29 protein-coding genes and 1 other RNA gene are annotated in these 26,417 nt (G+C 58.0%); 27 read left to right on the top strand and 3 right to left on the bottom strand.

Going from position 1 to position 26,417, the window contains the following annotated elements; translation table 11 throughout:
• Positions 1 to 9: 9 nt before the first annotated feature.
• Positions 10 to 519: a hypothetical protein gene (locus tag VEI50_08265; GenBank protein ID HXX75111.1), complete on the top strand. Its 510-nt coding sequence runs from the start codon at positions 10 to 12 to the stop codon at positions 517 to 519.
• Between the two features lie 587 nt (positions 520 to 1,106).
• Here VEI50_08265 and VEI50_08270 read toward each other — a convergent pair.
• A complete protein-coding gene (locus VEI50_08270; protein HXX75112.1) occupies positions 1,107 to 2,024 on the bottom strand; it encodes a hypothetical protein in 918 nt (305 codons plus the stop codon).
• 525 nt (positions 2,025 to 2,549) lie between these two features.
• Here VEI50_08270 and VEI50_08275 point away from each other — a divergent pair.
• Genes VEI50_08275 through VEI50_08285 form a run of 3 tightly spaced genes read left to right on the top strand, consistent with a single transcriptional unit; the run spans position 2,550 to position 5,832 of the window.
• Complete coding sequence (locus VEI50_08275; protein HXX75113.1) at positions 2,550 to 4,826, top strand: nitrate reductase; 2,277 nt, start codon at positions 2,550 to 2,552, stop codon at positions 4,824 to 4,826.
• 15 nt (positions 4,827 to 4,841) lie between these two features.
• Positions 4,842 to 5,621, top strand: coding sequence for a NapC/NirT family cytochrome c (locus VEI50_08280; GenBank protein ID HXX75114.1), 780 nt, complete (start codon positions 4,842 to 4,844; stop codon positions 5,619 to 5,621).
• On the top strand, positions 5,593 to 5,832 hold the full coding sequence (locus tag VEI50_08285) for a hypothetical protein (GenBank protein HXX75115.1): 240 nt from the start codon (positions 5,593 to 5,595) through the stop codon (positions 5,830 to 5,832). Before VEI50_08280 ends, VEI50_08285 begins: the two co-directional genes overlap by 29 nt.
• 171 nt (positions 5,833 to 6,003) lie before the next feature.
• On the opposite strand, the gene VEI50_08290 is transcribed toward VEI50_08285, so the two are convergent.
• Positions 6,004 to 6,579 carry an acyloxyacyl hydrolase gene (locus VEI50_08290; GenBank protein ID HXX75116.1) on the bottom strand — a complete coding sequence of 192 codons (576 nt, stop codon included), beginning with the start codon at positions 6,577 to 6,579 and terminating at the stop codon, positions 6,004 to 6,006.
• A 226-nt stretch (positions 6,580 to 6,805) separates the two neighbouring features.
• Here VEI50_08290 and VEI50_08295 point away from each other — a divergent pair, with 226 nt between their 5' ends.
• From VEI50_08295 to VEI50_08305, 3 genes are all read left to right on the top strand, one after another.
• Positions 6,806 to 7,183, top strand: a complete 378-nt coding sequence (locus VEI50_08295; GenBank protein ID HXX75117.1) for a hypothetical protein — start codon at positions 6,806 to 6,808, stop codon at positions 7,181 to 7,183.
• 168 nt (positions 7,184 to 7,351) lie between these two features.
• Positions 7,352 to 8,425: a hemolysin family protein gene (locus tag VEI50_08300; protein HXX75118.1), complete on the top strand. Its 1,074-nt coding sequence runs from the start codon at positions 7,352 to 7,354 to the stop codon at positions 8,423 to 8,425.
• 87 nt (positions 8,426 to 8,512) lie between these two features.
• Positions 8,513 to 9,151: a hypothetical protein gene (locus tag VEI50_08305; protein ID HXX75119.1), complete on the top strand. Its 639-nt coding sequence runs from the start codon at positions 8,513 to 8,515 to the stop codon at positions 9,149 to 9,151.
• Between the two features lie 103 nt (positions 9,152 to 9,254).
• On the opposite strand, the gene VEI50_08310 is transcribed toward VEI50_08305, so the two are convergent.
• The gene (locus tag VEI50_08310; GenBank protein HXX75120.1) at positions 9,255 to 9,449 is read right to left on the bottom strand and encodes a hypothetical protein; all 195 of its coding nucleotides are present in this window, start codon (positions 9,447 to 9,449) and stop codon (positions 9,255 to 9,257) included.
• 79 nt (positions 9,450 to 9,528) lie between these two features.
• On the opposite strand from VEI50_08310, the gene VEI50_08315 reads away from it, so the two are divergent.
• From VEI50_08315 to ssrA, 20 genes are all read left to right on the top strand, one after another.
• The gene (locus VEI50_08315; protein HXX75121.1) at positions 9,529 to 9,753 is read left to right on the top strand and encodes a VCBS repeat-containing protein; all 225 of its coding nucleotides are present in this window, start codon (positions 9,529 to 9,531) and stop codon (positions 9,751 to 9,753) included.
• Positions 9,754 to 10,191: 438 nt separating this feature from the next.
• Positions 10,192 to 10,491, top strand: coding sequence for a hypothetical protein (locus tag VEI50_08320; protein ID HXX75122.1), 300 nt, complete (start codon positions 10,192 to 10,194; stop codon positions 10,489 to 10,491).
• A gap of 162 nt (positions 10,492 to 10,653) precedes the next feature.
• Complete coding sequence (locus tag VEI50_08325) at positions 10,654 to 11,958, top strand: RNA polymerase sigma factor (GenBank protein ID HXX75123.1); 1,305 nt, start codon at positions 10,654 to 10,656, stop codon at positions 11,956 to 11,958.
• A 125-nt stretch (positions 11,959 to 12,083) separates the two neighbouring features.
• The gene (locus VEI50_08330; GenBank protein HXX75124.1) at positions 12,084 to 12,443 is read left to right on the top strand and encodes a YciI family protein; all 360 of its coding nucleotides are present in this window, start codon (positions 12,084 to 12,086) and stop codon (positions 12,441 to 12,443) included.
• Positions 12,444 to 12,559: 116 nt separating this feature from the next.
• On the top strand, positions 12,560 to 12,916 hold the full coding sequence (locus VEI50_08335) for a YciI family protein (GenBank protein HXX75125.1): 357 nt from the start codon (positions 12,560 to 12,562) through the stop codon (positions 12,914 to 12,916).
• 18 nt (positions 12,917 to 12,934) lie between these two features.
• Positions 12,935 to 13,471: a VOC family protein gene (locus VEI50_08340; GenBank protein ID HXX75126.1), complete on the top strand. Its 537-nt coding sequence runs from the start codon at positions 12,935 to 12,937 to the stop codon at positions 13,469 to 13,471.
• Positions 13,468 to 14,652: an exo-alpha-sialidase gene (locus VEI50_08345; GenBank protein ID HXX75127.1), complete on the top strand. Its 1,185-nt coding sequence runs from the start codon at positions 13,468 to 13,470 to the stop codon at positions 14,650 to 14,652. The genes VEI50_08340 and VEI50_08345 overlap by 4 nt, the downstream gene beginning before the upstream one ends.
• Positions 14,653 to 14,854: 202 nt before the next feature.
• Complete coding sequence (locus VEI50_08350) at positions 14,855 to 15,151, top strand: MoaD/ThiS family protein (protein HXX75128.1); 297 nt, start codon at positions 14,855 to 14,857, stop codon at positions 15,149 to 15,151.
• Positions 15,152 to 15,196: 45 nt separating this feature from the next.
• Complete coding sequence (locus VEI50_08355; GenBank protein HXX75129.1) at positions 15,197 to 15,607, top strand: YciI family protein; 411 nt, start codon at positions 15,197 to 15,199, stop codon at positions 15,605 to 15,607.
• Positions 15,608 to 15,698: 91 nt separating this feature from the next.
• A complete protein-coding gene (locus VEI50_08360) occupies positions 15,699 to 16,127 on the top strand; it encodes a YciI family protein (protein HXX75130.1) in 429 nt (142 codons plus the stop codon).
• Between the two features lie 11 nt (positions 16,128 to 16,138).
• A complete protein-coding gene (locus VEI50_08365; GenBank protein ID HXX75131.1) occupies positions 16,139 to 16,666 on the top strand; it encodes an SRPBCC family protein in 528 nt (175 codons plus the stop codon).
• A gap of 216 nt (positions 16,667 to 16,882) precedes the next feature.
• On the top strand, positions 16,883 to 17,200 hold the full coding sequence (locus VEI50_08370; GenBank protein ID HXX75132.1) for a hypothetical protein: 318 nt from the start codon (positions 16,883 to 16,885) through the stop codon (positions 17,198 to 17,200).
• 124 nt (positions 17,201 to 17,324) lie between these two features.
• Positions 17,325 to 18,530, top strand: a complete 1,206-nt coding sequence (locus tag VEI50_08375) for an efflux RND transporter periplasmic adaptor subunit (protein HXX75133.1) — start codon at positions 17,325 to 17,327, stop codon at positions 18,528 to 18,530.
• The gene (locus tag VEI50_08380; GenBank protein HXX75134.1) at positions 18,527 to 21,715 is read left to right on the top strand and encodes a multidrug efflux RND transporter permease subunit; all 3,189 of its coding nucleotides are present in this window, start codon (positions 18,527 to 18,529) and stop codon (positions 21,713 to 21,715) included. Before VEI50_08375 ends, VEI50_08380 begins: the two co-directional genes overlap by 4 nt.
• Before the next feature lies 1 nt (position 21,716).
• A complete protein-coding gene (locus tag VEI50_08385) occupies positions 21,717 to 23,144 on the top strand; it encodes an efflux transporter outer membrane subunit (protein ID HXX75135.1) in 1,428 nt (475 codons plus the stop codon).
• Positions 23,145 to 23,210: 66 nt separating this feature from the next.
• Positions 23,211 to 23,429, top strand: a complete 219-nt coding sequence (locus VEI50_08390) for a DUF2934 domain-containing protein (GenBank protein ID HXX75136.1) — start codon at positions 23,211 to 23,213, stop codon at positions 23,427 to 23,429.
• Between the two features lie 3 nt (positions 23,430 to 23,432).
• Entirely contained in the window at positions 23,433 to 24,038 is a 606-nt protein-coding gene (locus VEI50_08395; GenBank protein HXX75137.1) for a nitroreductase family protein, read from the top strand.
• Positions 24,039 to 24,108: 70 nt separating this feature from the next.
• On the top strand, positions 24,109 to 24,708 hold the full coding sequence (locus VEI50_08400; protein ID HXX75138.1) for a DNA-3-methyladenine glycosylase 2 family protein: 600 nt from the start codon (positions 24,109 to 24,111) through the stop codon (positions 24,706 to 24,708).
• A gap of 10 nt (positions 24,709 to 24,718) precedes the next feature.
• On the top strand, positions 24,719 to 25,612 hold the full coding sequence (locus VEI50_08405; protein ID HXX75139.1) for an MBL fold metallo-hydrolase: 894 nt from the start codon (positions 24,719 to 24,721) through the stop codon (positions 25,610 to 25,612).
• A 332-nt stretch (positions 25,613 to 25,944) separates the two neighbouring features.
• Positions 25,945 to 26,291, top strand: a transfer-messenger RNA (tmRNA) gene (gene ssrA / locus VEI50_08410).
• The last annotated feature ends 126 nt before the right edge of the window (positions 26,292 to 26,417 follow it).

Genomic DNA, 26,417 nt, shown 5'->3' on the forward strand with positions numbered 1-26,417 from the left:
CAAGAGCACATGCCCGATGATGTGGCAGTCACAGATACTTCTTCAATCATTCAACTTCGGGATCTTGAGATTACACGCAATGATCTTCCTATTGTTCTGGGCAAGCTCACCGAATTGGTAAATGGTAACAGCCTTGTCTTCCCCAAGGAGGTGATTCCTGAGCTTGAAAGACACACCAGCCCTGACTCAAGATCTCAAATACTCGTAGATTGGGCCCGGTCTAGCTCCTTACTTGCAACCCGCCATACTGTTCCACTTGAAACAGTGAAACTTGTCCTTCAACGTGTTCCAGACGTTCTTGATCCTGATAAGCATGGGGTCGAGGAAGCAGATCACTACGTCTCAGCGCTCGCCGTTCACTTTAATGCTGAGGGCCATCAAGTCACGGTTCTTACCGAAGAAACTAGGGATCGCGCTTACAAATGGTCGATGACTAGAGCGTGTGGGCACTTAAGACTGATCCGTCTTCCAATTGAGGGATTTCTTCATGAGAAGGGAATATGGTGGAGGAGTAGATAAGTTGGCCGTGGAGAAATGCTCAGGGCCCCCATTTCGCGGCGCGGGGCAAATGGAATCTTTCAAACTGATTTGGCATCGATTTCCGAGCTTCGTCGCTGCTGGTACAGTGTTTCGGGGTAAAGGTTGCATCTATTTGCAAACTGATGCCACCGGAAACATTCTACGTGTTGGAGAATGCGATGACCCCTGGGAACGATACAAAGGCGGAACGGCATACGCTCTTGATGCGGCCGGTCACGGCTCAAGAAATCTATACTTCTTCGCTGAAGTGGGTGCACACTCACAAGCTAGAAAGGCACTCGAAGCCAACCTTATTTTTCAGCTTCAGCCGCAATACAACAATCAGCATAGAAAAAGAGCGCCGCGAGTGAGGTTGCAATGTACCCATTCAGGCGATGTACCAAACGGCTTACAGCGTTTACCGGGTTGACATTGGGGCAGAAAGAAAAAGGAGCTGGAGTTTTTGCGGGAATGTCTCCTCCGCGCGCGGCGAGTAAAGAAAATGGTGGCAGGAACCGTTTCCATCTGAAGGGCCGCCCCAGCTCCGCCAGCTGCATCCGTCCTCGCTGCTGGTTCTCCCCGTCGCTTTATAGTGCCACCTCGGAGTAGGCTCCGGCTTCTTCGAGTGCGTCGCTCTCGAACCGCTCTCGACGGCCTTCGCTGCCGGCCCTGTTCCGATAGACCAGCTCGTCGGTGTCGAGATCATATTCAGGAATGTCGGCGCTCTCCCATCGTTGCTGGAAGTAGTGGGCATAGAGCGTATAAAGGCCGTGGTCCTGGCGGTTGTGCCGCAGGACATACTCCGGCAGGGCCTGGACGTCCAGATCGGTGTGGTAATGCTGGAGCCAGAGATAATCGCCCAAGATGACCATTTTGACCAGGGGCGGGTCCGCATAGAGCTTCAGTCTGACGGCTTTCCCCATCGCTCTGAGTCGTTTGAGCAGGGCAATGCTCTGCCGGACTTCTTCCCGGAAGGCGGTGAGGGTGTACTTGGGGTGGTTGATGGCCTCGATGCGCGCGCTCGCGTCCTGGCTGTAAGGATTCACCAGGAGGATGTTCGCGCCGAGGCATTTGTCGAGGACTGATGACAGATCGCCGACTTGATCGACGAAGGTGTTGTAGCCGCTCGAGCCGATCACCATGATGGTGCGGCCGGTGCCTTGTTCTTCCTTGAGCCGTTTGATGCGTCGCTGCGCGTTCCGCGTGCGCCGGGGGAAAAAGGAAACGAGGCCGGCGCCGGTGGCCGCGGCGGCGAGGGGACGGTCGCGCAGACTGCGATGGACGAAGCTGAGGCCGACAATGAGCAGAATGGCGACGCTCATTTCGACGGTGATGAGCGAGAACTTGTCATGCTCCACGCGGGACCAGAACGCCAAGAACTGCTTGGCACCCGCCGGGAGGAGAAGCGCAATGGCTGCGCTCAAGGCGACGATGATGATGTGATAGAGACTTCCCACGGCGTCGCGGAGAAGGGAACGAACGGTTGACGACAATTCATGAAACAAGAATCACCTCTCGAGTTGTTGAACGATAGACCACGCACCTCTGTCCAACTATCATGCAAGCGATGGGCCGAGGCCGTGAGGTGTGCTTAGCAGATACAGAACGATGGTGCGGGGACGAGACTCATTATCATGGCAGAATCCATGTCAGCCGGAGACTGGGACTGTTCGCAGATGTGTACGCAATTCACATAAACATTAGCACGATTGGACGAGTAACACAAGCGCTTCGGCGAGGTTGCGCTCGTGGATCGTGCCTTTCTCGACGCAGATGGAACCGGAAAACCGGGACATTCTGCTTTTCGGATCGCCTCCTTCGCGCGCGGGGGCTGAAGGACACGCATTTCTCCAACTCCTCAGTTGAAGAGTTTCCTCATTGATTTTTGGGGCGCCTCAATCTAGCCTACCCACGATTTCCTGGGGCGTCGTCTTGGAGTGGTGAGTCAATCGCTCCGAAAAGTTCTCTATCCACGCAAACCACAGTCCGTCCCGAACAACTCTCATCGATTCGATGCGGAGGGTCCTGCCATGTCGGAACAACCGAACGAGCCAACCGGACTGACCAGACGGGAGCTCACGAAGCTTTTGGGCGCGTCTGTCGGACTGGCTTGTCTGTCGCCCCTTGCCGGCTGCGGCGAGCTCTGGGAACGCCAACCGGTCATCCCCGTGGACACCTGGCACAAGGGGGTCTGCCGCTTCTGCGGAACGGGCTGCGGCGTCATGATCGGCCTGAAGGATAACAAAGTGGCGGACGTCAAAGGAGACGATGAGGCCCACAATCGTGGCCGTCTCTGCATCAAGGGTCTCGCGACCCGCGACATTCTCTACTCCGAGGGCCGTGCCCTCTATCCGATGATCCGCAAAGACGGCGAACTCCAGCGGGTGAGCTGGGACGAAGCCATGACGCTGGTCGCGCAACGGTTCAAGGCATCGATCGAGACGCATGGGCCGGACAGCGTCGCCTACTACGGCAGCGGGCAGCTGTACACCCAGGAAAGCTACACCGCGAATAAATTATTCAAGGCCGGTATCGGCACCAACAATGTCGACGGGAACCCGCGCTTATGCATGGCGTCGGCTGTCACCGGTTACACCACCACCTTTGGCAAGGATGAACCAGCCGGCTGCTACGAGGACGTCGACGATGCCGAGTGCTTTTTTATCACGGGATCGAACACCCTGGAGTGCCATCCGATTATTTGGGAACGTGTGCGCGATCGCAAACGGAGTCATCCCAAAACCAAGATCATTCTCGTCGACCCACGCACAACCTTTACGGCACGGCATGCGGACCTACACCTGCCGATCTATCCAGGTACAGATGTCTCGCTGTACAACGCGATGATGCACGTGTTTCTCGAACAGAAGTTCATCGATGCGGACATGGTCGAACACTACCTCTCATTCCAGGAAGGCGAAGCGAAACGGACGTTCGACGACTTCAAGCGGCACATCGCGAAGTATACGCCGGAGGCGGCTGCCAAGACCTGCGGCATCACTCCGCGGGACATCCGCGAAGCGGCGTTCCTCTTCGCCTCGTCGAAGGCCACGATGTCGTTTTGGACCATGGGGCTGAACCAGCAAGCACAGGGGACTGCCTCCAACCGGCTGGTCTGCGCGATGCATCTCCTGACGGGACACTTTGGCCGCCCAGGCGCCACGCCATTTTCGTTGACTGGTCAGCCGAACGCCTGCGGCGGGGTGCGCGACACCGGTTCGCTCGCGCATGCGCTGCCGAACGGACGTCTGGTTGCCAACCCCACGCACCGGGAGGAAATGGAGGACTTGTGGAAGGTCCCACGGGGGCGGATCAGTCCGAAGCCGGGATACCACGCCGTCGCCCTGTTTGACGCGATGAACCGCGGCGCGGTGAACTGCTGCCTCGTGATGTGCACGAACCCCGGGCAAACGCTTCCCAGCGTCACGACCTACCGGCAAGGGATGGAAAAAGCCTTCCTGGTGGTGGTGGACGCGTTTCATCCGACGGAGACCACGAAATATGCCGACGTGGTGCTGCCCGCTGCCCTGTGGGTGGAGAAAGAAGGCGTCACGGGCAACGCGGAACGGCGCTATCATCTCTACCCAAAACTCGTCGATCCGCCGGGCGAGGCCAAAAGCGACTTGGATATTCTCGTCGATCTGGCGGATCGCCTCGGGCATGGGAATCTGATCTCAGCCAGAACCCCGAGAGATGTCTGGGACGAATGGCGCAAGGTCTCGGCCCATTCGAAATACAACTTTGAAGGCATCACCTACGAGCGGTTGGAGAAGGAGCGCGGGTTACTCTGGCCTTGCCCGACGGAGACGCACCCGGGTACGAAGCGGCGGTACGTTCCGGGGGAGGATCCCATGGCAACGGGTACCGGCCGGTTGGATTTCTACGGAAAACCGGATGGGCGAGCGACCATCTGGCTGGACCATCAGGAAGAACCGCTCGATCCCTACACCACCGAGTTTCCGCTGATCTTCAACACGGGCCGGATTCTGGAGCACTGGCATACGATGACCATCACCGGTCCGGTACCCACACTCCAAGGGATCCACCCTGACTACCTGGAGATCCACCCCTATGATGCCTATCAGTTACAGATTAAGGACGGTGATCCGGTCGTGGTGAAGAGCCGGCGCGGAGAAGTCGAGCTGCGGGCCCGTCTGACGGAGGTTGTGCAGCCAGGGATGGTGTTTGCGACCATGCACTCAGCCAAGCATCTGGTGAACCAATCCACCCATGACGTCTACGATCCTTTTTCGAAGCAACCGGCCTACAAACGTTGTGCGGTTGCGGTTCGGCGGAAGATGGCCTAGCGGAGGACTCTGACCATGACAGAACAACTCGGGTCTCATCGGCGTCCGATGCTTTTCCTCACGGTGTTCCTTGCGGAAGCGTGGCGAGCGGCCTCTCCTGCATGGGCGGTCGAGACGCACGGCAGATGGTCGGACGTTGATGTCTTGCGCGGGATAGGCATAGCGGCGGCAGTGGCAGGCATCCTTCTTCTCATTCTGGTTCAGCACGTGTACCGAAACAGAATTCAGCATAGTACCTATCGGCGCCTGCTCCTCATCGGGTTGTTTGTGCTGCCGATGATCGTCACCTGGAGTACGACGAGGACGGTCATGGAAGGGACCAAGTCGGTGCAGGCCTGCATGTCTTGCCACGTGATGCATCCCTTCGTCAACGACATGGAAAATCCAAGCAGCCCGACGTTGGCCGCGCGGCACTACCGGAACAACTGGATTGCGAAGGACCAGTGCTACTCCTGTCACGTGACCTACGGCGCGACCGGCACCGTGGAAGGTAAACGAGACGGATTCCGACACTGGCTGTATTACATCACCAATACCTACGCGGATCCCATTCAGTACGCGGGCAGTTACGACAATTCGAATTGTATGAACTGCCATCGGGGAACCGGCAAGTGGGAGCGCGTGAAGAGCCACCAGGCGCTCGTGGCAGAGCTTGCAGCGGACCGCATCGCTTGTATTTCCTGTCATGGACCGCCCCATCCCCTACCGAGCGAGCGAAAAAAGGTGGCGAGCCGATCAACGACGACCGCGGAGCCGGGAGGTCATTATGGAAACGACGAACGTCAACGTCCCTGATCGAGCGGCGGCATGGGTCGAGAGGCAACTGACGCTGGCCGTCTATACCACCATTCTTGGACTCGCATGCGTGTTGCTTTTTCTTTGGTACGGGTTTGGCGCGTGGACGATGGGGTTGGGGACCTTCATCGGCATTCCTCTGCTCGGGCTCGCTGTTCTGCTGTACCTCAGCGCCGTCGTCGCCGACCTGAAACGGCGGCGTGCCTTCTAAGTGAGACGGAGAACTCAGTTGTGGGACCCCGCCTGTTCTCACGTTAGTATACGGCCACGCAAGACAAAGGTGCCGGAACAAATTCGCCTCGTCCGTGCGCGGCGGCATCTTGTTGCGTTTCTTGAAGGGCTGGTGCAGTTGGACGATCCCCTTCCTCCGTATGAACGGTGGTTAAAATCTGTAGCCGGCTTCGACGATGTACATATCGACGCCGAGGCTGGTCGGTCCGTATACCCCCGCGTCGGAGAAGTGTTGGAGACGAAATCCGGCGTAGGCGTGGGGGATCGGATTGACGAGGAGCCCGGCAGTGGCGACGATTTGAACTGGACCGCCGAAGTCTTGAACGCCATATTTGTCTCGGCTGAAAAATCCCAAGCCCACCCCGATATCGAGGGACACGACTCTGTTCCAGCCGCTCAAGGCGAGGCAGGGAACGGCGGTCGCCATCAGTCCGTATTCGTCCGTCGCTGCCAGCACCCCCGCACTGGTGATCAGTCTCGTCTCCAGCTTCCAGGGGCTCTCACCCAGCGGCCGTGACCAGGGAAGTTTGAAGACCGCGGCCACGTCGGTCAGATAAAAATTGTATTTTTGTTGTTTTCCCATCAGAGGAGTTTTTCCACTGAAGCCAAAGCGGGGGCCGATGCTGAGAAGAGTCGTGTCTTCTGCAAGGCTGGGCGTAGAGATCAGGATGGAGAATGCAACCATGCCGATCAGATTGAGCAGGCGCGAACAGTGAATGGGGCGCATGGGTGGTCTGTCTGGAATAATGACATCGTGACACGGTTCGCCGCTCCCTCCAAACATTCACGCTTTTCGGAACCACCACCAAAGTGACGTCGGAACTCAATTACGCCTCGCCTGCGCGTGGCGATTCTTCTCGTCCATATGCCTCGCCGATTCCTTCATTGACACATCGAATCGAGTGCAGTAGCCTCCCCTCCTCTTACTCACACGCCCAAGGGAAGTCAGCACGGTGTCAGACATCTCAACGCTAGAGGCCATGGCGGAATTGTGGGAGCGCGTCGATTATGTCGGCTTGTTTCTGGTCTTTGTGGGAGTCACCGTGGAATCGTTGGTGGAATTTACCAGCCTCATCAAATCCTCTTTCTGGAAACCCAGGGTCGGCAAGGCATCGGCCCTCGTGTTGATCATCGGGTTAACGCTGGAGCTTGTCGCATCATCTCGCCTTTCGACGGTGAACCGTCAGGTGATCGGAATTCTCTCAAAACAAGCGACAGATGCCGAGAAACGTGCGGTGCATGCCGAGAGAGCCACAGAAGAAGAACGGGCTGCCCGCCTGAAGTTAGAAACGGAAGTGGAGTCCAAACATCAGAGTGGACAGCCGCAATAGTCAGGAAGAGAAAACGCTGTCACGGACCAATTCGGCCTGTGCGCGTGTGGCGGGGGTCCCCGGTGGCTGTGCTCGGGGTCCGCTTCTATACAAGGACACGAGGCGCTTTATGTTATGCGCCTTGCTGGCTGGTAGCAGAGAGAGGGAGCCAGAGAAAGGGCAGAGAAGATGAAAGAGACAGGAATCATACTCGTGTGTTTGCTCTTCAACGCTCTCCTCGTTCTTACCGAAATGGCGTTTGTCGTGGTAAACAAACCGAGTCTCCGGCAATTGATGCGACAGGGGCATAGCCGGGCAGGCGTGCTTCTTCGATTGAGGGAGACACCTGAACGAACGCTTTCCGTGATTCAGATCGGGCTCACGCTTGCGCTGGCACTGGCCGGCGTCGTGGGTGGCGTTGGAGCGGAAGAAGACCTCAGCCCGCTTCTCAGACAACGGTTGGAGGTCAGTGAGAATATGGCTGATGCGATTGCCATTGGCCTGGTGGTGGCGCCCTTGACCTATTTCACGATAGTGCTCGGCGAATTGTTGCCGAAAAGTCTGGCGCTCAGACATTCGATGAGCATCGCCTTGTTGACAGCGCCGTGGTTGAGTCTGGTTGAGAAGGTTCTTGGTCCTGCTGTAACGGTGCTGGAATGGTCGACCAAGCAATTCCTGCGCCTTATCCGGTTTTTGTCGCGGCAACAAATCGGTGAGTCGAGAGACGGCGAGCCTGCGGAGACAACAGTGGAACTGGAGCTCCTGTCGACTCAGCATCGGCAGTATGTCATGAACCTGGTCGATCTTGAACGGAAACGAATCAGGGAGATTTATCTGCCCTGGGACAAAGTGACGGCGGTGGATGTTCAGAGTGTGGCTAGTGACGTCGAGACTGCGATGATTTCTTCCGGGCACACGCGTCTTCCCGTCTTGAAGGAGGGCCAGGTCACAGGAATACTCAATACGAAGGAATTCGCCGCCTTGCGTGCGTCCGGCCGAGAGGACTGGGTGTCGTTCATCAGGCCCGTGGTCGAGCTGCAAGCCGACACGCCGCTGCTGACCGGCCTCCGGCGCCTTCAGGAACGTCGGGTTCACATGGGTGTGGTCTACTCAGGAACGGAGCGATTAGGCATCGTCACGTTGGAGGACATCCTGGAGGAGGTGGTCGGTGAAATCTACGATGAAGATGATGACGGGGCGATCCGACGCCTTTTGAGCTCCGGCCCGATGGTTCGAGCCGGGAGAGGCTCTAATCTGTCATGAACGCCGCGAATCATGAGGTTCCTCGCACCCGCGGCAGGATAATGTTCCAGGACCCATCTCACCTTGCCCGCCCGCGCTCGGGGACTCATGCACATTGACCATTTGAAACGTGTGGTTCCGGATCTCACCAAGGCCAAACACCTTCTTGCGCTCTTGGGATGGTGCGCGGTGCTCTTCGGCTCGCTGTCCTGTGTCAAATCCCTCGATATGTCCGATGAAGGCGTCACACGGGCGACGACGGAGTGGGGCGTGGTCATTGGGTCGGTACTTGTGCAACCGGAGAAGGGAGCATCGGACCATGACGTCCCAGGCCGCGAGGTCATGAAAGAGTATGAATTCGACATCGTGCAGGTCCAACCGGGAGACCCCTATGGTGAAACTCCCTATGCTGAACGGTATCGGCTTGATGCGAAGAGCGGGCAAGAGCGGATTTTCATCGCCCGCTTACGGACGGGCCAGTATCTCTTCAAGAGTTTTCAAGAAGCCCGGGTCAGGGGTATCGGAGGAGAGTTGAACTTGATCTTTGCCAGCATGGCGGGCGAAGTTCGGTATATCGGGCGCGTGGTCGTACACATTCCCCAGCGAGTCTCGGTGGGGAAAGGTTATCGCTTCATGGTCGAGAACGCACGGGAACCGACTTTGGTGCAGGTGTCCGAGCAGCACGCCGATTTGACGAAGGATGCCGTGAACGTCCCCATGCGGGCAAGCGGCGATGCCGCTCCGTGACCGACCCGTTCCGGACGGCGAGATACGACAACGGTGTCAGAAACCAATTGGCCTCGTCCGCGCGGGATTTTATTCTGTGAGGCGATAGGTATCGGGAGAGGGGTTATGTTTTCCGCAAACGGATGATGCCTTCTCGGATTAGCCGCTCGATTTCATTCCCCACCAGCGCCTTTGCGACCTCAGCCGACGTCTTGCCGTGGATCCCCACCTTCGCGAGTTCCGCCAAGTAGGCAGCCACTTCCGCAGAAGGCCTGATTGAAATCGGTGCCGTCTGATGTTTGTTTGGCTTTCTAGCCATGGCTGCAAGATAACACGGATTGATTGCTTTTTAGAAGCTAATTAGCATTTAATTACATATATGCAACAGGAGGTCTCCCATGATCTATGAAATCGTCGAGCCAACGGAGGCGAATGGCGACTGGCGAGTGGAAGCCATCGATTACGATGGTGATGGACGAAAAGATGTGTTGACCTTCTCGGGACCGACTGCGGAAGGAGATGCGAGGCAATACGCCCGACATAAGATCTTCGCACAGCTCAGAGAAGCGTTGCTCTCACCTATCCCCTGCAGCACGTCGCTGCACGAAGGTGTGCTGGCGTGATCAGTTTCGGCGTCGGGAGGTCATGCTGAATATGCGCGCGCTTTCATTCTTTGACATGGCATGAAACGAATGGATCGCGATGCGACCGGTGTAACCTCCGAGCGGCGCGAGCATGTTCATTGGTTGGTCTCAACGACCACTCCGGATGAACAGGTCTCGCAAGCCATGCTAAGTCCTCCACGGGCAGCGAAGAATGATCATGCAGCATGACCATGTGACGGTATCGTTCGGACTGTTTCCGTACGCTTCGCAAAGAAGAATTCCTTACTAACGGTTTTTGAGCCCCGCCGGCCGCAACAGCATCAATCCCCTCCTCCGCTGTTTGTGATTTCTGCTCGAACACCTCAGCATGGAGCAGTAGTCAGATTTGATATTGACCAATCGGCGAGCGGGAAATATCATCCCTCAACGAATCGAACTGGATTCTAAGGAGGACTCATGTCTGAAACGCCTGATGTGTATGCTGACCAATTTCAAGTCAACCTCGGAGCCTTTGGGTGCACCGTGAATTTTCAACTCTCCGGCGCGACCCCTGTCGCACCTGGGGCTCTCCCGCAAATCGAACGTGTTGCTACCATCCGTATGAGCCTTGAGCACCTCAAGGCGATGGTGTTCATCATGCACCAACAAATCGCGGCTTATGAAGCTCAAGCCCATGTCACGATTGGTCTTCCCGTTGAGGTTCTTCGCGCGATGCAAATCCGACAGGAGGACTGGGAAGCCTTCTGGCGTCCATAGTTCGATTCCAAGACGAGACAGTGTCAGGAACAGTTTCGCCTCGCCCACGTGCGGCGGCGTTTCTGATTCGCTCACGAGTCGGATTCCTCCCGTTGACTAAGTGAACCTCTCACAGTAGCCTGTTTTTTTGAGCCGGTTCTCGGCGCATGCGGTGCTAACCATATGGATCTCTCCGGACCATCTCACTATGCGGGTTTGCCGGCAGTGAGTGAGAACAAAACCGTGCAGGGGCGAGAGTTGGTGGACGAGCTCTACCGCTCCGAGTCGCGCCAGGTGCTCGCCACCCTGATCCGTCTACTCGGCGACTTCGACGCCGCCGAGGAGGCGCTACACGATGCGTTTGCCGTGGCAGTCGAGCAATGGGCGCGCGATGGTGCCCCGGCGAATCCGCGCGCGTGGCTTGTGTCCACCGGTCGCTTCAAGGCCATCGATGGCATGCGTCGGCGTGCCCGGTATGATGCCTCGCTGACAGAACTCACCAGGCAGCTGGAAGCCACCACAAATGACGCCGACGCACAAACCGACGAGAGCGTCGAAGACGATCGGCTGCGACTGATCTTCACCTGTTGCCATCCCGCTCTGCCGTCCGAGGCGCAAGTGGCGATGACCCTCCGGGAGGTTTGCGGGCTCACGACCGAGGAAATCGCGCGCGCCTTTCTCACGAAGCCGGCCACGATCGCTCAGCGGATCGTACGTGCCAAGGCCAAGATCCGGGATGCGCGGATTCCCTATGAAGTTCCATCAGAGCAAGAACTGCCGGACCGGTTGGAGGCGGTGCTCCGGGTCGTCTATCTCGTGTTCAACGAGGGATACTCTGCCTCATCCGGTGGCTCGGTCACGCGTCACGATCTCTCAAGCGAAGCAATCCGTTTAGGACGGTTACTGATCGCGCTGCTGCCGGAGCCTGAGGCGATCGGACTTCTGGCGCTGATGATGCTGCACGACTCGCGGCGTACGGCGCGCACGTCGTCGACGGGCGACTTGATTCTCCTGGAGGATCAGGATCGCGCTCTCTGGAATCGGGATCAGATTACCGAGGGAGTGTCGCTGGTGGAACAGGCGTTGTCGTCGAGGTCGGTGGGACCGTACGCCATCCAAGCGGCGATCGGAGCCGTGCACGCGCAAGCGCCCAGCGCCGCGGCCACGGATTGGGCTCAGATCGTGGCGCTCTACGACCTGCTGATGCGGGCCGAGCCCTCACCCGTAATCGAGCTGAATCGTGCGGTGGCCGTGGCGATGCGTGACGGTCCCTCGGCCGGTCTGGCCTTGATCGATGCTCTTCTTGCGCGAGGCGAATTGGTGAAGTATCACCTCACTCATTCGGCGCGGGCCGATCTCTGCCGGCGACTGGGGAGAACGGAGGATGCCCGTGTGCCCTATAAACGGGCCTTGAGTCTCACGCAGCAAGAGCCGGAGCAGCGGTTTCTTAAGCGACGGTTGAGTGAACTGCATGACAAGGCTGGTTGACGACCTGGCCTCCCCTCTCATAAGTGATTGAATCCGCGAGATTCGATCGCTCGTGTCGATTTTGGTCTTCCCGGACGACTATCTGACAAGAACAGCATTTCACATTCACATCGGAGGTCGGAACCATGAAATATCTGCTCTTCTGCTGCCACGATGAGAAGAAGTTTGACTCCATGTCCAAGAGCGAGTGCGAGACCCCTATGGATGAGACCTCGGCCTACTGCGAAGCGCATGAGAAGGGCGGCCACCTCATTCTGGCGGAGCCTCTGGAATCAGTTCAGACGGCCATGACCGTGCGCGTCCGTGGCGGCGACTTGTCTGTCACGGATGGTCCCTTTGCCGAGACGAAGGAACAGATCGGAGGATTTTTTCTCATCAACGCACAAGACCTGAACGAGGCAATTCAAGTGGCCTCGAAGTTTCCGTCAGCGCGGCTCGGGAGCCTGGAGGTGCGGCCTGTCAGGGAATTCAAGGCCAGTCGCTGAGTGTCAACCGTTGCATAGGCATTCGGCGACATGCACTATGATACGGAAGTCTTAATGAAGTCTGGATCGTGATCGGTCGCGATGGAACGACAGGACGCACTGAACGAGAGGCCCATATGAAATACATGTTGCTGATCTACTTTGAGGAACAAGCAGGGTTGAGCGAGAGCGAGCGGCAGGATTGCTACAAAGAGTCCACAGAGCTGGCGCATCAACTTCACTCGAAGGGCCAATACCTGTCTGCCAATCCATTGTATCCGACGTCAATGGCGACCAGCGTCAGGGTGCGCGACGGCAAGCGGCTCGTGACCGACGGTCCGTTCGCGGAGACGCGTGAGCAACTGGGCGGCTACTTTCTCATCGAAGCCGAGAATCTTGACGAGGCTCTCGCCGTTGCGGCGAAGATTCCCATGGCGCGCAAAGGCACGGTCGAAGTACGGCCGGTGATCGAGATACCGGGATTGCCGGGCTGACGGAAGAGCGTATAGCTGATGGCTGATGGCACGAACAATGGCAATACGAAGGAGCACAACGTGACGCAGAAAATCACGCCCTGTTTGTGGTTCGACGACCAGGCCGAAGAGGCGGTGAAGTTTTATACGTCGATCTTTAAGCATTCCAAGGTCGGACGCATTGCCCGTTACGGAGAAGCGGGAGCGGAGGTTTCCGGGAGGCCCAAGGGATCGGTCATGACTATGACGTTCGAGATCGCGGGGCAGGAATTTATGGCACTGAACGGCGGTCCCCACTTCAAATTCAGCGAAGCGATCTCGTTCATCGCGAACTGCGAGAAGCAACACGAAATCGATCGGCTCTGGGAGACGCTTTCTGAGGGAGGAGAACAAGGGGTATGCGGCTGGCTGAAAGACAAGTATGGTCTGTCCTGGCAGATCGTTCCGACGCTGTTAGGGACGATGCTGCAGGACAAAGATTCGGACAAAACGAATCGTGTGATGCAAGCCATCCTTCAGATGAAGAAGCTCGACATCAAACGGTTAGAGGAAGCCTATGAAAGGAGTGAGGTATGAGCAAGGTACGGGTGCTGGTCGGCACGAAGAAGGGCGCCTTCATTTTGACATCGGACGGAAAGCGTAAACAGTGGGACGTCAACGGTCCGTTGTTCGGCGGCTGGGAAATGTATCACCTCAAGGGATCACCGGCTGATCCGAATCGGTTGTATGCGTCGCAGACCAGCAGCTGGTTCGGGCAGATCATTCAACGCTCGGATGACGGGGGCAAGACCTGGCATCAACCGGGCACGCCTCCCGGTGAACCGACCACAACTGCGGACGGCATGCCGAAAGGCGAGAGCAACAAGTTCGTGTACGATACGTCGTCCGAATCCGGCAAACCGCTCACGACGCACCAGTGGTACGACGGCACGCAGCATCCGTGGGAGTTCAAGCGGGTTTGGCATCTCGAACCATCGCTGACCGATCCGGACACGGTCTATGCGGGTGTGGAAGACGCGGCCTTGTTCCGATCGACCGACGGCGGGCAAACGTGGCATGAGCTTGCCGGGCTCCGCAGCGCAAAAGGCCACCTTTGGCAACCGGGCGCCGGCGGGATGTGTCTCCACACGATCATGCAGGACCGAAGCAATCCACGGCGCCTCTATATCGCCATCTCGGCCGCGGGTGTGTTCCGGACCGACGACGGAGGCAAGTCATGGCGGGCGATCAATCGCGGGCTCAAGTCTCAGTACGAACTTCCTGACCCTGATGCAGAAGTGGGTCACTGTGTGCACCGCATCGCGATGCATCCGGCCAGGCCGAATGTGCTCTTCATGCAGAAACATTGGGACGTCATGCGGAGCGACGATGCCGGCGAGTCGTGGCACGAGGTCAGTGGGAATCTGCCGACCGATTTCGGGTTTCCAATCGATGTGCACGCACACGAGCCGAACACGATCTACGTGGTCCCGATCAAGAGCGATTCGGAACACTATGTGCCGGACGGAAAGCTGCGTGTGTACCGCAGCCGCACCGGGGGCAACGAGTGGGAAGCACTCACGAAGGGTCTGCCGCAGCAAGATTGCTACGTCAATGTGTTACGCGACTCGATGGCCGTCGACTCGCTCGATTCCTGCGGGATTTATTTCGGGACCACCGGCGGGCAGGTGTATGGGTCGGCGGACGCGGGCGATAGTTGGAATCCTCTCGTCCGGGACTTGCCGGCGGTTTATTCGGTGGAAGTGCAAACACTGTAGCGGATAAGAGCGTATGGCTTATAGCCAATAGCGTATTGCACAAGCAGATGCGTGAAAGAGCTTATCGCTTATGGCGTATAGAACGAGCACGGAGCGCGCTGCTCTTCTCGTACTGCCAGTGCCATAAACTATACGCCATATGCTCTTCAATCTTCTTGGCTTGTGCCATAAGCTATACGCCATTAGCTCCGACGGATGAAAAATGATTCGAGTCGTGCTTCCGGCACATTTGCGAACCCTCGCGCGCGTTGACGGCGAGGTGCAGTTGGACGTCGCCGGTCCTGTCACGCAGCGGACGGTACTCGATGCCCTCGAAGCCCGCTATCCGATGTTGCGGGGAACGATCCGGGATCACAGCGCGCTCACGCGCCGACCGTTCGTGAGATTTTTTGCCTGCGAGCAGGATCTCTCGCACGAGTCGCCCGACGCTTCCCTCCCCGATGCTGTGGCGAGCGGAGTCGAGCCATTTCTGATTGTGGGCGCCATGGCCGGCGGATGACCGGCTGTTGACTAACATTAGTACGACACATGATTGGAGAGACGTATGCAATTCATGGTCATCGTGAAATCAAATCAGCCATGTGAAGACGGCATGACACCGGATGATAGCTTCATGGCCGAGATGGCCAAATATAACGACGACCTCGCGAAAGCGGGCGTGCTGCTCGATCTGCAACGGCTCGAGCCGGATTCGAAGGGCGCACGTGTGCGATTTTCGGGAGGCAAGTCGACGGTGATTGATGGCCCATTTGCCGAGACGAAGGAACTCGTGGGCGGTTACTGGCTCTGGAATGTGCAGTCGAAGCGTGAAGCCATCGAGTGGGTCAAGCGCTGTCCCATCCCAAAGCTCAAGGGAGAAGTGGAAATCGAAATTCGTGAGGTGCTCGAGGACGACCCCATGGTCGCTGCGATCCCGCAGTTGCGCGAGCGCCGTCGTGCCGCCGTGCGAAAATGAGTCAAACGACCATGTGCTGTTCTTCATGTGACGATCGAGAAATGCTGAACGCTGAGGGCTGAAGGCTTCGCGGCTCATAAGGGAGGTTCGCATGCGATTCATGATCCTCTTTAAGGCGACGAAGGATCCAGAAGCGGGGGTGATGCCCAGTCAGCAGCTCCTCGCCGAAATGGGGAAATTCAACGAGGAACTGGTTAAAGCCGGCGTGCTGCTCGCGGGAGAGGGGCTCCAGCCCATGTCCAAGGGTGCCCGCGTCAAGTTTTCGGGAAGCAAGCGCACCGTCACAGACGGACCCTTCGCGGAGACAAAGGAATTGATCGCAGGGTTCTGGATCTGGCAGGTGAAGTCGAAAGCAGAGGCGATCGAGTGGGCCAAGCGTTGCCCCAATCCGCATCCCGGTGAGAGCGAGATCGAGATTCGCCAGATCTTCGAGGCGGAGGACTTCGGGGCTGAATTCACGCCCGAACTCATGGAGCAGGAAGAGCGCATTCGCGCGCACGTCGACGCGAAGAAACGGTAGACGAGGAACAGATGTTCAAGACAATGGTCATCATGCTCCTCGTGGTGCTCGCGGCGCTGCTTCTGTATGTCACAACCAAACCCGACACGTTTCGCATCCAGCGTTCGTCGACCATCAAGGCGCCGCCCGAGAAGATTTTCCCACTCATCAACGATTTCCATCGTTGGGTCTCCTGGTCACCTTATGAGAAAAAAGACCCCACGATGAAACGAACCTATAGTGGTGCAGCTGACGGCAAGGATTCTGTGTATGAGTGGGATGGGGACCAGAACGTGGGGCAGGGTCGCATGGAGATCATCGAATCAACTCCCCCTTCGAAGATTGCGATCAAACTGGACTTCATGAAACCGTTTGAAGCCCACAACATCGCTGAATTCACACTGCAAAGAGGAGCCGAGACCACCGACGTCACATGGTCGATGCAAGGGCCTCTTTCCTACGCGGCAAAAATCATCCATCTCTTTTTCGACATGGACCGTATGGTCGGCAAGGACTTCGAAGCTGGTCTCGCCAATCTGAAGGCCCTCGCCGAGAATTAACCTTCGACGGACCCCATGTGAGTGAGTCAGACGCTTCCGGACTCCTGCCGATGGTTCGGCGTGTGCCGGGATATCGGCAGAAGCGCCTCGTCAGCCGGCCTATCCGGACGCATGTATCTAGAATTCCAATCATTCTTTCAATAAGTTAGATAGTCCAGACCGATTGGTATTGCTGGAATGCCCCTTGCCATTGTAGAGAAGCAGGGGGAATCGGCAATGCTGAAGATCACGCAACAGCGAGACGAGACCTTGAAATCGATATCGTTTAAGCTCGAAGGGCGACTGGCGGGACCTTGGGTTGAGGAACTGAAGGCCTGCTGGCGTCGGACGACGGCAGATGCAGGCAGTCGTGCCGTGGTGGACTTGACCGGTGTCACATTCGTGGACGCCGACGGCAAGGCGCTCCTGACGAAAATGTGGCAACAAGGCGCTGAACTTCGCGCCGCCGGTTGTTTGACCAGATGCATCGTTGACGAAATCACAGGCTCTGGTCTCAGCAAGTCATCGTGTGGGGATCGACACAAGACTGAGTAAGAGAGGCGAGCGTAGAATAGATGAGCCGGTCATCGGGTTGCTGGATCTGTACCCAAACACTTGGTTGATTTTCTTGCCGCGCGGGCGAAGGGTCTCGCGGAAATAAGAGACCACGGAGAACATCATGATGACTTCTTCCATAAGACGACCACTCAGAGCGGGTGTCTGTGTCCTGGTTTGTGTCGGATTGCCGTTTGCCATTGGCTGTAAGAAGGACGCGGACTCTTCCCCGGTGAAGCTGGCGCCGCAGGTCGAAGTCGTGACGGTCGAGCCGCAAACGGTGCCTGACGAGCCTGAATTCATCGGACAGGCGGAGGCGTCTAGGATTGTTGAGGTCCGTCCGCAGGTGACCGGGATTATCAAAGAGCGCTTCTTTTCCGAGGGGCGCGACGTCAAGAAGGGCGACCGCCTCTATCAGATCGACCCGATCCCTTTCAAGGCGGCCGAAATCAGCGCAAGAGGGAGAGTGTCTCAAGCCGAGGCTCGGCTGGTCCAGGCCAAGCAGAATCTCGCTCGCGTGAAACCGCTGCTGGTGGAACAGGCGGTGAGCCAAAAGGATGTTGATGATGCAGTCGCGGAGGAATTGGCCGCGAAAGCGGCGCTAGAGGCGGCGAACGGAGATCTGGTCAAGGCAAAGTTCGACCTCGACAATACACTCATCATAGCCCCGATCGACGGTCTGATCGAACGGACGCGCTACTACGAGGGACGGTTGGTGACGGCGCAGACGGATCTGCTGACCGTCATTCATCAAGTGGATCCGATGTACGTGATCGTGAGCGCACCGGAAAGCTTTCTCTTGAAACGGAGGCGGGACATCATCGCCCAGCGGATCCAGCACCCAGGGATCTATCAATTGACGGGCAACATTACGTTTGTAGATGGCTCCACCTATTCACACGAAGGCGTCCTCGATTTCGCCGATGTGGGACTGCGGGCCGAGACAGGTTCGCGGCAGGCGCGCGTCGTCTTCCCGAATCCCGACCGCGTCTTGCTGCCCGGGCAATTCGTGACCGTTCGGTTTCACGGCGTGTCAAAACCGAACGTCATCCTGGTCCCGCAGCGCGCAGTACAGCAGGGGCCGACGGGGCCGGTCGTGTACGTCGTTGCCGAAGGCGACAAGGTCGAGGTCCGGGACGTCAAGGCGACCACTTGGCAAGGAGATCGCTGGCTCATCGAGGACGGACTCCACTCGGGCGAACGAGTCATGATCGACGGGTTCCAACGAGTGATGCCGGGTGCGCAGGTCAAGCCCGTGACCGTGCCGAACTCAGCGACGGGGACGCAACCTCCGTCGCTGGCCGAAGGCAAGGCTGAGCAAACTCCATGAGCTCCGCATTTTTCATCGATCGTCCGATCTTCGCCGCGGTGTTGTCCATCATCATTGTGGTGGTCGGCCTGGTCTCGATCCAGGCGCTCCCGATCGCCCAGTTTCCCAACATCACTCCGCCGGTCGTGCAGATCGATGCCGACTATCCCGGAGCCAGCGCCGAGGTTATCGCGGATTCGGTGGCCCGTCCAATCGAAGTGCAGCTCCCAGGCATCGACAATCTCCTGTACTACGATTCGACCAGTACCAATGACGGCCATGTCACCATGAGGCTGTCGTTTGAAATCGGGACCGACGTCGATATCGCCACCGTGCAGACACAGAACCGGGAAAAGCTGGCCGAACCGCAGCTTCCTCCCGAGGTCATCCGGAGGGGCATCTCGATCAAGAAAACCTCGCCGGACCTCCTGGCGGTGATCACCCTGGAATCGAGCGACGTCAGACACGACGCGCTCTTTATCTCCAATTACGCCATCCTTCGCATCCTCGACAACGTCAAGCGGCTGCCGGGCGTGGGGGATGCCACGGTATTCGGCGCCCAGAGCTATAGCATGCGCATCATTCTGGATCCGGTGCGGATGGCGCAACTCAACCTGACACCAACCGATATCATCGACGTCGTCCGTGAACAGAATCGCGACTTCCCGGCCGGCACCGTGGGACGGGAGCCTGCTCCGAAGGGCACCGAGCTCACGATTCCCGTGATCACGCTCGGCCGGCTCACCGAAGTGAAAGAATTCGAGGACATGATCGTCCGTGCCCTGCCGAACGGCTCCATGGTCCGACTCATGGACGTGGCCCGAGTCGAACTGGGTGCGCAATCCTACGACCTCGAGGGGCGGTTCAAGGGCAAACCGACGACATTTCTGCTGACCTTCCTGGCTCCCGGCTATAACGCGCTCGAGACGGTCAAGCGCATCCGGGCGGAGATGGATGCACTCACGAAAAATTTCCCCCCGGGCATGAAGTACGACGTCCCCTACGACACCACCAAGTTTATCGAGGTGTCGATCGAAGAGGTCGTCAAGACACTGGGCGAAGCGATGATTCTGGTCATCCTGGTCGTGTACCTGTTTCTACAAACCTGGCGCGCCACCATCATTCCGGCTGTCGCGGTTCCAGTCTCGCTGATCGGCACCTTCGCCGGGATGGAAGCCTTGGGGTTTTCGATCAACACGTTGACCCTGTTCGGGATGGTCCTGGCCATTGGTATCGTGGTCGACGACGCGATCGTCGTCGTGGAGAATGTCGAGCGGCACATGGCAACGGAACACTGTTCCGCCAAAGAAGCCGCCAAGCGGGCCATGTCGGAAGTCGCCGGTCCGGTCATTGCGATCGTCCTCGTGCTCTGCGCCGTGTTCGTGCCGGTGGGATTCTTAGGCGGGATTACCGGCCAGCTCTACAAGCAATTCGCCATTACGATTGCGATTTCTGTCACGATTTCGGGGATCGTGGCGCTCACGCTGAGCCCGGCGCTGTGCGCGATCCTCTTCAAGCCCGGACATAGGACGGACCCGAGGGGCTTCTTCCGTCTCTTCAATCGATTCTTCGACTGGACGCAGGTTCGCTATACGAAAACCGTTGGAATGGTGCTCCGTCATTCCGTGCTGGCGGTCACAGTCTTTGTGATCGTCGGGGTGGTCGCGGCTGGAATGTTGCAAATCATCCCGCACAGCTTCCTGCCCGATGAAGATCAGGGATACTTCATCACAGTGGTTCAACTGCCGGACGGAGCGTCGAAAGAACGGACCACGGCCGTCGTAAACAAGCTCGAGCAGTTCTATCTCTCGATTCCCGCGATCCACAGCACGGATGCCTTGGTAGGACAAAACTTTGTGTTCGGAACGCGAGGATCGAATACGGCGACCATGTTTACCCCTCTGCATCTCTGGGATGAACGCACGGGGCCGGGTGAGCACGTGCAGGCCTTGATCGGCGCGGCCTTTCAGGAATTCGCGAAAATTCCGGAGGCCTTGATCCTGGCGTTCAACGCGCCGTCCATCCGAGGCCTGGGGGCGACCGGAGGCTTTTCGGTACAAATTCAAGACCCGAGCGGCGGCGATTTCAAGAAATTTGCGGCCGTGGCCCAAGAGTTTACGGCCAAGGCCAAGCAGGATCCGGCGATCGGTGCGATCGGGACGAATTTCCGCGTGACGTCGCCTCGGCTGTATGCCCATATCAACCGCGAGCGCGCCAAAGCGTTGGGTGTGCCGATCTCGGAAGTCTTCGATACATTGCAGGCGTTTTGGGGCAATTTCTACATCAACGATTTCGTCAAATTCGGCCGGGTCTATCGCGTCCAAACGGAGTCCGAGGCCCAATATCGATCCAAACCGGGGGATATTTCAAAAATATACGTTCGAGCCCTGAGCGGACAGGGGCCCGCCATGATTCCGCTCGATACGGTTGTCACGACCGAATACACCAGCGGTCCCGATCCGGTCACGCACTTTAACGGATACAACACCGCGCTCGTGCTCGGCGCGGCGGCACCGGGCTACAGCTCGGGACAAGCCCTCGACGCGCTGGAGCGGGCAGCGAGTGAAACACTGGTGCCGAAGGGATACGACATCGACTGGAGCGGCATTTCGTATCAGGAGCACAAGGCCGGAGGCCAGTCTGTCGCGGCGTTTGGATTCGGGCTCCTCATGGTGTTTCTCGTCCTGGCCGCGATGTACGAGAGCTGGACCGTGCCGTTTGCGGTGATCCTCGCCGTTCCCTTCGGCGTCTTTGGAGCCTTGACGGCCGTCTTGGTACGCAGCATGACGAACGATATTTTCTTTCAGATCGGCCTGGTGACCCTGATCGGCCTGTCGGCCAAGAATGCGATCCTGATCGTGGAGTTCGCCAACAAGCGGTATGAACACGGGATGTCGATGGTCGATGCCGCGCTTGAAGCGGCCCGGCTCCGGTTCCGACCGATCGTGATGACCTCGATGGCCTTTATTCTCGGAGTCGTCCCCCTGGTTGTCGCGACGGGGGCTGGCGCAGCGGGACGGAATTCCATCGGGACCGGCGTGCTCGGCGGCATGCTCGCCGCAACCTTTTTAGCCATCTTCTTTGTTCCCCTATTCTTTGTGCTGGTCCGGAAGCTGAGCCCGCAGCGCGCTGAGCCAGTTAGAGAAGAGGAAACTGAAATAGCGGATGCCATACTAGTTGGGTCACGCGAAGAAGGAGGGCATTGATATGCATGGTCTCGCTCTGGCAGCGCTTTCGATGCTGCTGATCTCTTGTGCCGTGGGGCCGGACTACTCGCGCCCCGACATTCCAACCTCCGACGCCTTTCGCATGGCCGAGGAAGGAAAGGATTTGCCCTCCCTCGCCAATATGCCATGGTGGGAACTCTATCGGGACGAGGAACTCCAAAAACTGATCCGCATCGCACTCGAGGAGAATAAGGATCTCAAGCGAGCGGTCGCATCGGTGGAGGAGTTCCAAGCACGCGTGCTCGTCGCCAGGACAGACTTCGCCCCGCAGATGAGCGCGGCTGTGAATGCTCCCGCGTTTGGCCGAAAAGGCCTGAGCATCGCTGGGTTTCCAAGCGCTTTTAGTTACTACGTGCAGGGAAATCTGGCTTGGGAAATTGATATCTGGGGACGGATCCGACGCTCCAACGAGGCGGCGCTCGGCGACTTACTGGCCCGGGAAGAGAACCGACGAGCCGTGATTCTGCAAATCGTCGGGGGGGTGGCGCAGGCCTATTTCGACCTTCGGCAGTTCGACATGCAATTAGAAATTGCCAAGCGTACGTTGCAGGCATGGGAGGAGTCGGTCAAAATCGCCCAGGCCAGGCTCCGGCAGGGGATCATCAACAAGCTGGATGTCGATCAGTTCGAGGCCGAGCGGCAGAATGCAGCAGCCCGTATTGCAGAGTTAAGGCGCCAGATGGTTCAGAAGGAGAATGAGCTCAGCGTGCTGTTAGGAAGAAACCCGAATCAGATTTCCAGAGGGCGATCTCTGACGGAACAGGTAATGCCGCCAGTAGTGCCGGCCGGCCTCCCCTCCGATCTACTTCAGCGTAGGCCTGATGTGGTACAGGCTGAAGAACAGTTGGCGGCCGCGACGGCCAGAATCGGAGTGGCGAAAGCCGATCGGTTTCCGAAAGTCTCTCTCACGGGCCTCCTTGGGGTGGCGAATCCACAGCTCTCCAGGATGTTCGCATCAGAAAGCTACTTTGCGGCATTGGGTCCCGGTTTCGTCGCTCCGCTGCTGAATGCCAGCGTCTTAGGGTTTCAACAGGAAGCGGTTGAAGCCCAAGCGAGGCAAGCCGTCGCCCAGTATGAGCAGGCGATCCTTGTGGCTTTCAGGGAGGTGGAGGACGCGCTGGTAGCGGTCACCACCGCGCGTGAACAGACCGCGGCCCAGGAAAAACAGGTCAATGCGCTCCAGTCGGCGTTGCATCTCGCCAATCTGCGCTACAAAGGGGGGCTCGCGAACTATCTGGACGTCCTTATTGCGCAACGTAACCTCTTCGACGCAGAATTGTCGCTCGCCGCTACCCGTCGGCTTCATCTGGTATCGGTGGTTCAGCTCTACAAAGCCTTGGGCGGAGGCTGGTTGCCCGAAGAGGCTCGTGAAGGCGCCGGAGCCAAGACAGAAAAGAGTAACGGGTGAGATTATTTGAAGGCCGAGGTCGCTCCCACCGATGGTCAGTTCATGACCTTCACCAAGGAGGCAGCTATGCCGGAACGCGAATCCAATAAACCAGCGGCGCAGACCGGTCGCAGGATCACCGTGAGAAAACGCTCCAGCGGTTCCTCGCAACCCACCCGTGAAGACATTGAACGGCGAGCCTATGAAATCTATGTCGAGCGCGGCGGAGGCGAAGGCCGCGAGATGGACGACTGGCTACAAGCCGAACGAGAACTTCGTCAGGGAATCATAGTAGTCGGAGGCTGACCGATGGAGAAACCGGCGGAGATCCGACACCCCATTCATGAGCTGCTCAAACGGCGCTGGAGTCCGCGGGCCTTTGCCGAACGGGCTGTTGAGCCGGAAACGCTTCGGAGCCTCTTTGAGGCCGCACGCTGGGCGCCCTCATCGAATAATGAACAACCCTGGCGATTCATCGTGGCGACCAAGAATCACAAGTCCGAGTGGGATCGGTTGTTCAATTGTCTGGCCGAGGGAAACAGGAAATGGGCGTTTCGGGCGCCGGTGTTGATCCTCTCCGTGGCCTCCTTGAAATTCGAGGACGATGGAGCGTCGAATCGCCATGCGTTTCACGATACCGGCATGGCGGTCGAAAATCTGGTCATACAGGCGACGGCGGCGGGTCTCTTCGTTCATCAAATGGCTGGATACGATGTGGAGAAGGCACGGGCAGAGTTCAAGATTCCCGACGCGTATGAGCCGGTGGCGATGATCGCCGTCGGCTATCCGGGCGACCCCGCGACGCTGCCGGATTATTTGCGCGAGCGGGAATTGAAGTCGCGCGAGCGCAACTCGTTCTCTGATTTTGTTTTCTCGGAGACCTGGGGCAAACCCTCGTTGGTGATGAATTCGTAATGGTTGGCGCAACAAGGCATAACGGGTGATCTCCCAACCGATACAACACCTTTCCAGTGTCGATCCGGTCATGCACGGATTGATTCAAACGATCGGCCCCTTTGCCTTGAAGCCCAAGATCCACTGCTCGCCGTTCGAATCTTTGGCGCGGGCGATCGCCTATCAACAACTGCACGACAAAGCCGCCGCGAGCATTCTGAATCGGTTCCTGGCTCTGTTCCCAGGTCGTCGCTTTCCCCGCCCCGAGGAACTTCTTGCTGTCAACGCGAGAGCAATCAGACGCTCGGGATTCTCGCAGGCGAAAGTCCTGGCGCTCCGTGACCTGGCCGCCAAGGTGTTAGATGGGACGGTGCCCTCACGACGAGTTATCCAGACACTCGACGATGACGCAATCATCGAGCGGCTCATCGAGGTGCGGGGTGTCGGACGCTGGACCGCCGAAATGCTGCTGATTTTCCAGCTGGGCCGGCCTGATGTCCTTCCGGTCGATGACTTCGGCGTGCGCAACGGATTTCGGATCGCGTACGGTCGTCGCACCATGCCGACGCCCAAACAGGTGCGACGGTTTGGTGAGCGTTGGAAACCCCATCGAACCGCTGCTGCCTGGTATCTCTGGCGGGCGGCCGATCGAGCGAGGAACGAGAAGCCGGCGCCCCGCGTCAACGCATAGAGAGAATCCGATGGCTGATCCGAAGAAACGACTCGACTCCAATATCGCAGGTAATTTCTTTGTCGACTCGACCTGCATCAACTGCGACACCTGTCGTCAGTTGGCGCCACACAGCTTTGAGGAAGTGGGGGAGTATTCAGCCGTCAGCCATCAGCCGGAAAACGAACTACAGATTCATCGGGCCTATCAGGCGCTCCTGGCATGTCCGGTCGGGTCGATCGGCACGGAGCGCAGCGACAAGTCCCTAATGCAAGCGGCGATGACCAGCTTCCCAGTCCTTCTCGAGGACGGTGTCTCGTACTGCGGTTTCAACTCGGAGAAGTCATTCGGTGCCAATAGCTTTTTGATCGAGCACCCGAAGGGCAACTGGCTGGTGGATTCGCCACGGTACATCAAGCATCTGGTCGAAGCCTTCGAGCGGAAAGGCGGCCTTCGATATATCTTTCTTTCGCACGAGGACGATGTGGCCGATGCGGACAAGTACGCCACACACTTCGGCGCGAAGCGGATCATTCATCAAGCCGATGCGGATGCGGTGCCAGGCGTCGAATGGATCGTTGAGGGTACCGAGGCCGTCCAGCTCGCGACTGACTTTCAGGCCATTCCGGTTCCTGGCCACACAGCCGGCAGCATGGTCCTCCTGTATCGCGAGAAGTTTCTCTTCACCGGCGATCACCTGTGGTGGGAGGCCGACAGCAAGACGCTCGGTGCACCGCAACGGCTCGTCTGGAGATCGAAAGCTCTCGTGGCTTCTCTTGAGAAGCTCCTTGACTATCGATTCGAGTGGGTGCTCGCCGGTCATGGCGATCGTATCAAACTGACACCCGACGACATGAAAGCTCAGCTTCACAGTCTGATCGAGGAGCGTCGAGCAATGTCAACGTTCAGGGCGGCAGCGTGGTAATGCGATGTCATGGAAGAACCGCCTCCCTGGCATCCCCTTGACCCGTGCTGTATCATGAGCATCTGTGATGGAGCTGATAAGCGAATCGCTGATGACATTTGGCCAAGAGCTGATAGCTTATAGCGTATGGCTAATGGCACAGGCTGGGATCTAGCAGGATGATCAAAATGGGTTCCAGCAAAGCCCGAGGGAGCATTTAGAGAATGTTCAAAAAGCCATCCAGCCAGGCCGCAGGGTGCGCGGCGACTGAGGCGTACTCCTTGTCGGTACGCCGCAGGGAGGCGCGGACCCGAGAACGACGCTGGGTGGGGTTTTCAACATTCTCAGAGAAAGGGGGCGACCGGTATCGACGGGGATACTGATGCCATCGGAGCATGTCGAGTTCCTGGGGACTCGTTAAACCTCCGGGAAAATGCAACTGCCAATCAAGAACTGGCACTCGCGGCTTAAGCCGTGACGTCTCTCCACCTGAGGCCCGCGGGGGTGGACGGGGCGCGATGCAGCGGGCTGGTCCAAGGCTGGTGCTCAGCGGCTGCGGACAAGAACTTCCTGGGCTAGCGGCTATTCTAAGCCTGCCGATGGGCGTGGGTGGCTGCGAAACATAAACGATCGGCTACACATGTAGAACCGGTGCGCTGACGATCTTCGGACGCGAGTTCAACTCTCGCCGCCTCCACCAATCCTGGCCCCTGGGTTGCAAAACTCAGGGGCTTTTTCGTTCTTGATGCTCGTCTCCCTGGCGGGTACAGTAAACATCTTATGCTGGTGAGGAAGGCTGAGAGGCCTACAACGACCTGTCTGCGCG

This window comes from Nitrospiraceae bacterium (assembly GCA_035623075.1).
In the GTDB taxonomy this organism is placed as follows: Bacteria; Nitrospirota; Nitrospiria; order Nitrospirales; family Nitrospiraceae; genus DASPUC01.